Genomic DNA, 6,238 nt, shown 5'->3' with positions numbered 1-6,238 from the left:
CCTGCGGCGCGAGGGGGTGCGGTGGTGGTGCGGAGCGGGCAAGTGCGGTGGTGGAACGGGCCGGGCGGGTGCGGTGGTGGAACGGGCCGGGCGGGTGCGGTGGTGGTGCGGAGCGGGCGGGTGCGGTGGTGGTGCGGAGCGGGCAGGTGGGCTGCCCGGCGGTGCGGGGCGGCCTCCCGGTGCCTGCCTGAACGGCCTGGGGGTGCCAGGTGCGGGGCTGCCCCCACCGCCCACCGGTGCCGCTCCAGTGGCACGACGGCCCGCGGCGGCTACGCGGCGGCGCAGCCGTGTGGCCTGCCTCGGTCACCGCGGGCTCGGCGAGGGGGCGTCAGAATTCGGGGACGCTGTCTCGGGCCGCGTTGTCGATGCGTGCGGTGCGCACGGCTCCCATGGGGCCGGCGGGAATGACGGTCGGGGTCGCTCGGTGCATCGCGCGGAACCCCCCGTCTCCTCGAACTGCCGCACGGTCACGGCTCGGTAAAGAAGTTTACCGCATCACTTATTGGGCATTTTGCTGCTTTCCCGAGTGAACCGGGAGCAAATTCTCCGACTCCGGAGCGCCGGACTCGCCCAACCAGCGGGCCAGTCTGCCGCGGCGGCCGACGGCGCGCAGGCGGCGTTCGGCGGCCTCGCGGACCTGGGGCGCGGTGATGAGCAGCAGTTCGTCACCGGCGCGCAGCACGGTCTCCCGGTCGGGTACGAGGGTGGCGCCGTCGCGGACGACCAGGCTGACCACCGTCGGGTGCGGCAACCGCAGCTCGGCGACGGTGACGCCGTGCAGCTTCGAGCCGGGCGGTACGGACACCGTCAGCAGGTCGGCGTCCAGCAGGTCCAGCGGGGCGGACTCGACCTGGATCTCGCGCAGCGTGTCCGGACGGGTCACGCCCGTCCACCGGGCGACGGCGGGCAGCGTGGGCCCCTGGAGCAGGGTGAACAGGACGACGAGCACGAACACGATGTTCAGGGCGTCGCGCGCACCGGCCACCCCGGCCACCACCGGGAAGGTCGTGAGCACGATGGGGACCGCGCCGCGCAGACCGGCCCAGGAGATGAAGACCTGCTCGCGCCAGGGCACCCGGAAGGGCAGCAGGCACAGGAGGACCGACACGGGCCGGGCGATCAGGAGCAGGACCAGGCCGACGACGAGGGCCGGGACGATCGCCGAGGGCAGTTCGGTCGGGTCGACGAGCAGGCCGAGCATGACGAACAGGCCGATCTGGGCCAGCCAGCCGACGCCTTCGGAGAAGGAGCGGGTGGCCGCGCGGTGGGGCAGCTTGGCGTTGCCGAGGACCAGGCCGGAGAGGTAGGCGGCGATGATGCCGCTGGCGCCCAGCGCTCCGGCGGCGGCGAAGGCGATGACGCCGAAGCCGACCGTGGCCAACGGGTACAGACCGGTCGCGGGCAGGGCGATGTGCCGCAGTGCGGCGACGCCCAGGCGGCCGATCACCACGCCCAGGACGCCGCCGACCACGAGCTGGAAGAGCAGGTTGCCGACGACGGGCAGCGGGCCGGGCAGGCCGGCGGTGGTGGAGAAGAGCAGGACCAGGATGATGGTCGGCGCGTCGTTGAAGCCGGACTCGGCCTCCACCAGCACGCTCACCTTCCGCGGCAGCGGCAGGGCGCGCAGGACGGAGAAGACGGCGGCGGCGTCGGTGGAGGAGACGATCGCGCCGATCAGCAGGGCCAGCCGCCAGTCGATCCCCAGCAGCCAGTGCGCGCCCGCCGCGGTCACCACGACGGAGATCGCCACGCCCACCGTGGCCAGCACTCCGGCGGGGGCGAGCAGGCGCCGTACGTCGCTCCACTGCGTGGTCAGGCCGCCCTCGACCAGGATGAGAGCGAGGGCGGCGGCGCCCAGCGCCTGGGCGAGCTGGGCGTCGTCGAACCGCAGGCCGAGGCCGTCCTCGCCCGCGACGAGGCCGACGCACAGGAACAGCAGCAGGCTGGGCAGGCCGATGCGGTGCGCGGCGCGGGCGGCGGCGATGCTGGCCAGCAGCACCGTGCCGCCGATCAGCAGCATCACGTACAGCTCGGACAGGGTCATCGGCCAGGCTCCGCGCCGTACGCGCCCGCGACGGCGACGGCGCACGCACCGGCGCCCCGGGGCGCCTCCGCCCCTGCGGCGCGGCACCCGCCGGGGTCAGGACCCGGACGGCGGGCACCGCCGGGCGCGGGCGCGCCGGTGCGGGTCGAACAGTTCACCGGCGACACCGGCGAAGACGAGCCCGGCGGCGATGAGCAGCCCGTGGGCCAGGAAGACACCGGTGGCCAGCGCGCCGAGCGCAACGCAGAGCAGCAGCCAGGCCCGGTGGTACCGGTACTCGCGCGGGCGCAGGGGGCGGCCGTCGGTGAAGGACCGGACGAACTCGGGGTCCTCGCGGTGCAGCCGGGTCTCGATCTCGGTGAGTCTGCGGTCGTCGGACAGGGACATGAGGTCCTCCTCCCGCCGCGGGGCCCGGCGGGGGCGACGCGGTCAGCGGGGCGGGCCATGCGCTCTCCTTGCGGTGCTGGTCGTCCCGGTCACACCGGAACGAGGCCGCCGGGTAAGGGGAGTGGCCTCCAGGCTCGCCCGTACGGGGCCGTCCGGGCCATACGGGGCGGCACCCAAATACCGCTGCGTGCAACCTGTAGGAAACGCGGGCGCCCCGCGGGGGCCTACCGGAAGGACCCGGCTCGTGATCGTTCTCGGCACCAAGGGCTACCTCTACCAGCTCGCGATGCTGTCGCTGGTGTGCGGCCGGTGCGGCAGTCCCGCCGCGCACGCGCTCAGGAAGCGCGTCAGGAAGTTCACGCTCTTCTTCGTGCCGCTGTTCCCCCTCTCCACCACGTACGCGACGCAGTGCACCTCCTGCGGTGCCGAGCAGCGGGTGACCCGGGAACAGGCCCGGCGGCTGCAGGCGCAGGAGGCCGGCGGAGGTTAGCGGCTGACCCCTGCCCCGCGCGTTGCCGGTTTCCGGCAGTGTTGACTACCCTCACGTTGCCGGACTCCGCGCACGGGGCGTGAACGGCAGGGGAGGCACGGGGTGACGGACCTGCGGACGGACCAGCGGGAGACGTACCTGACCGGGTACGCCGAGATCCTGGCGGGGGTCGCCGACACGGGACGCCGGCTGACCCGGGACGAGCTGGAGGAGCGGCGGCTCTTCGGCGAGCAGGCCGCGGAGGCGGGACACAGCCTGCGCAGCCTCGTACGGCTGCATCTGGACGCCACGCGCGCGTCCTGGCCCGGCAGCGGTCCGGCGGGGGCGGGTTCCGACGTCGCCACGAGCGTGCTCGGCGCCGTCGCGCAGGCCGTGGACGCCTTCGCCGAGGGGTACGAGCGCGCGCAGCGACTCGCCGTGCGCCAGGAGGAGGCCGCGCGACGGGAGTTCATCGACGACCTGCTCTACGGGCGCAGCGATCTGGGCCGCCTCGCCGAGCGGGCCGAACGGTTCGGGCTCGTCCTCTCCCACGCCCACGCCGTCGCGGTGGCCGAGGGCCCCGACGCGTACGACGACACCGCACCGGTCACCCGGGTGGTGGAGACCGCGCTCAACTCCCGTTTCGGCGACCGGCGCGTCCTGATCACCACCAAGAACGGTCAGTTGATCTGCATCGCCCCCGGCGACCAGGACGACGTCCTGGCCTTCTTCGCCAAGCAGGCCTACGCCGCCACGGACGGCAGCCGGGTCGCCATCGGGCGCCCGCAGAGCGGTGCGGGCGGCGTGGTGCACAGCTACGAGGAAGCGCTCAGCACCCTCGAACTCGCCGAGCGGCTGGGCCTGGACGAACCCGTGGTGCGCGCCGCCGACATGCTGGTCTACCCGGTCCTGGCCCGGGACCGGCAGGCGATGGCCGACCTGGTGCTCAGTGTGCTGGGTCCGCTGCGCGAGGCCCGCGGCGGCGCCGAACCCCTGCTGCAGACACTGGAGGTGTACTTCGACGCCGGCTGCACCGCCGCCGAGGCCGCCCGGCGGCTCTCACTCAGCGTGCGGGCGCTCACCTACCGGCTGGACCGCATCCACCAGCTCACCGGGGCGGACGCCTCCGACCCGGTGCACCGCTACACGCTGCAGACCGCGGTCATCGGCGCCCGGCTGCTGGGCTGGCCCGCGCAGGAGATCTAGCCCCCGCCCCACCCCCCGCGGGGCCGGCCCGGCATTCACCGAAGGCCGGTGACGGGGCGGGCGGCACGCCCCCGCGGCACCCCCCGTGCCGCCGTGCCTCCCCCGGCCCGCCCGTCGCCGTCCTTCGGTGAGACCGATCGTCACACGGGGCCCCACCACGCGTCACTGCCGCGTTCCGGCAACCTTCAGGCGTCTTCCATGCCGTCCTCGATCTCTTCCGGCGACCCCGGAACCGCGGCCGGTACCGGTACTGTCCTTCCTCAAATGGGGACTCATACGGGGAGCGTTCCGAACCAGGTTCCGCAGGGCGACGGGTACGCGCACATGGTGGTGTGCGGCGACGACGGGCTGGCACACCGGCTGGCCGCCGAACTGCGCGGCGTCTACCGCGAACAGGTCACACTCGTCGTCCCGCCCTCCGGGCGCCGGGTGCGCCAGCCGGTGGTCGGCCGGGCCCGCGCGGCGTCGGCTGCCCTGCTCGACATGGTCAACGCGGCCGTCAACCGCTCGGGCAACGGCGACCAGGGCGGCGCCGACCGCGAACTGGAGGCCACCGAGCCGACCGAGGACGTGCTCGCGGACGCCGGTGTCCAACGGGCCACCGCGCTCGCCCTCGTGTACGACGACGACGAGACCAACATCCGCGCCGCGCTGACCGCCCGGCGGCTCAACCCCCGTCTGCGGCTGGTCCTGCGGCTGTACAACCGGCGCCTGGGGCAGCACATCGAGGAACTGCTCGACCAGAGCGCCGCGTTGGCGACCGGGGACGGTTCCGGTCCGGATTCCGGTTCCGGTCCGGATTCCGGTCTTGGTCCTGGTTCCGGTTCCGGTCCCGACGTCGGGGGCGGGGGCGGGGGCTGGTCCGGGTCCACGACGGTGCTGTCCGACGCCGACACCGCCGCGCCCGCGCTCGCGGCCACCGCCCTCGTCGGCACCAGCAAGATCGTCGACACGGACGGCATCCTGCTGCGCGCCGTCGAACGGCACCCGCCCGCGCCCGGCGAGGTGGCCGACCCGGGACTGTGCACCCTCGCGCTGCTCTCCGCGACCAGCAACGACCCCGCCGGCACGGACGGTTCGGAGGACAGCGGCGAGCAGGGACCCCAACTGCTGCCCGACGCCGCGGCGGTGGAGGCCGCCACCGGACGCGGGACCGTGGTCCTGGAGCAGGTGTCGTACTCCGGTCCGTCGCTGCCCGCCGGGCGGGCCGGAGTGCCCGCCTTCGGCGAGCTGTTCTCGCGCCGGCTGCGGTGGTCGCTGGCGGGTCTGGCGGCGTGCGTGGTGGCGCTCGCGGTGGCGCTGATGGTGGTCACCGGCGACCATCCGCTGCACGCCACGTACGTGACGCTGCTCGACCTCTTCTCCATCAACGAGCCCGCGCACAACGACGACGTCGGGCGGCAGATCCTCCAGCTCCTCTCCGGCTTCGTCGGACTGCTGCTGTTGCCGGTCCTGCTGGCGGCCGTGCTGGAGGCGCTGGGCACCTTCCGCACCGCGTCCTCCCTGCGCAAGCCGCCGCGCGGGCTGGGCGGGCACGTCGTCCTGCTGGGACTCGGCAAGATCGGCACGCGCGTCCTGACCCGGCTGCGGGAGATGGACATCCCGGTCGTGTGCGTCGAGGCCGATCCCGAGGCACGCGGCATGGCGACGGCGCGGCGGCTGCGGGTGCCGGTGGTGCTCGGGGACGTCACCCAGGAAGGCGTCCTGGAGGCCGCGAAGATCCACCGGGCGCACTCGCTGCTCGCACTGACCAGTGTGGACACGACCAACCTGGAGGCGGTGCTGTACGCGCGTTCCGTACGGTCGCGGCTGCGGGTGGTGCTGCGGCTGTACGACGACGACTTCGCGACCGCCGTGTACCGGACCCTGCGTGCCGCGCACCCCCGGGCGCTCACCCGGAGCCGGAGCGTGACGCACCTGGCGGCGCCGTCCTTCGCCGGGGCGATGATGGGCCGCCAGATCCTGGGGGCGATCCCTGTCGAGCGGCGGGTGCTGCTGTTCGCGGCGGTGGAGGTGGCGGGGCATCCGCAACTGGAGGGGAAGACGGTGGGGGAGGCGTTTCGGGCGGGGGCCTGGCGGGTGCTGGCGCTTGAGGTGTCCGACGGGGCCTCCGGCGGGGGGCGGGCGGGGAG

Annotated in this window: 6 protein-coding genes; 4 read left to right on the top strand and 2 right to left on the bottom strand. The window is 74.2% G+C overall.

Annotated features, from left to right (window positions below; translation table 11 throughout):
* A partial coding sequence (locus IG88_RS44815) for a hypothetical protein (protein WP_234332484.1) occupies positions 1 to 191 on the top strand: 191 nt, incomplete at its 5' end.
* 308 nt (positions 192 to 499) lie between these two features.
* Here the strand turns inward: IG88_RS44815 and IG88_RS0137365 are convergent.
* On the bottom strand, positions 500 to 2,044 hold the full coding sequence (locus IG88_RS0137365) for a potassium/proton antiporter (RefSeq protein ID WP_031051195.1): 1,545 nt from the start codon (positions 2,042 to 2,044) through the stop codon (positions 500 to 502).
* Positions 2,045 to 2,140: 96 nt separating this feature from the next.
* Positions 2,141 to 2,431, bottom strand: a complete 291-nt coding sequence (locus IG88_RS0137360; protein ID WP_031051193.1) for a DUF3040 domain-containing protein — start codon at positions 2,429 to 2,431, stop codon at positions 2,141 to 2,143.
* Positions 2,432 to 2,675: 244 nt separating this feature from the next.
* On the opposite strand from IG88_RS0137360, the gene IG88_RS0137355 reads away from it, so the two are divergent.
* The 3 genes from IG88_RS0137355 to IG88_RS0137345 all read left to right on the top strand — a co-directional run.
* On the top strand, positions 2,676 to 2,921 hold the full coding sequence (locus tag IG88_RS0137355) for a zinc-ribbon domain-containing protein (RefSeq protein WP_031051188.1): 246 nt from the start codon (positions 2,676 to 2,678) through the stop codon (positions 2,919 to 2,921).
* 102 nt (positions 2,922 to 3,023) lie between these two features.
* A complete protein-coding gene (locus tag IG88_RS0137350) occupies positions 3,024 to 4,106 on the top strand; it encodes a PucR family transcriptional regulator (RefSeq protein ID WP_031051185.1) in 1,083 nt (360 codons plus the stop codon).
* Between the two features lie 324 nt (positions 4,107 to 4,430).
* The coding region (locus tag IG88_RS0137345; protein WP_031051182.1) for an NAD-binding protein at positions 4,431 to 6,238 on the top strand (1,808 nt) is incomplete at its 3' end.

The sequence above is a fragment of the Streptomyces sp. NRRL F-5650 genome (assembly GCF_000721365.1).
Lineage (GTDB): Bacteria > Actinomycetota > Actinomycetes > Streptomycetales > Streptomycetaceae > Streptomyces > Streptomyces ardesiacus.
This window is presented reverse-complemented; position numbering and strand designations above follow the sequence as displayed.

Bases quoted from the DNA above. Each gene is read 5' to 3' on its own strand.
- IG88_RS0137365 (WP_031051195.1), bottom strand. From the start codon at position 2,044: ATGACCCTGTCCGAGCTGTACGTGATGCTGCTGATCGGCGGCACGGTG.
- IG88_RS0137360 (WP_031051193.1), bottom strand. From the start codon at position 2,431: ATGTCCCTGTCCGACGACCGCAGACTCACCGAGATCGAGACCCGGCTG.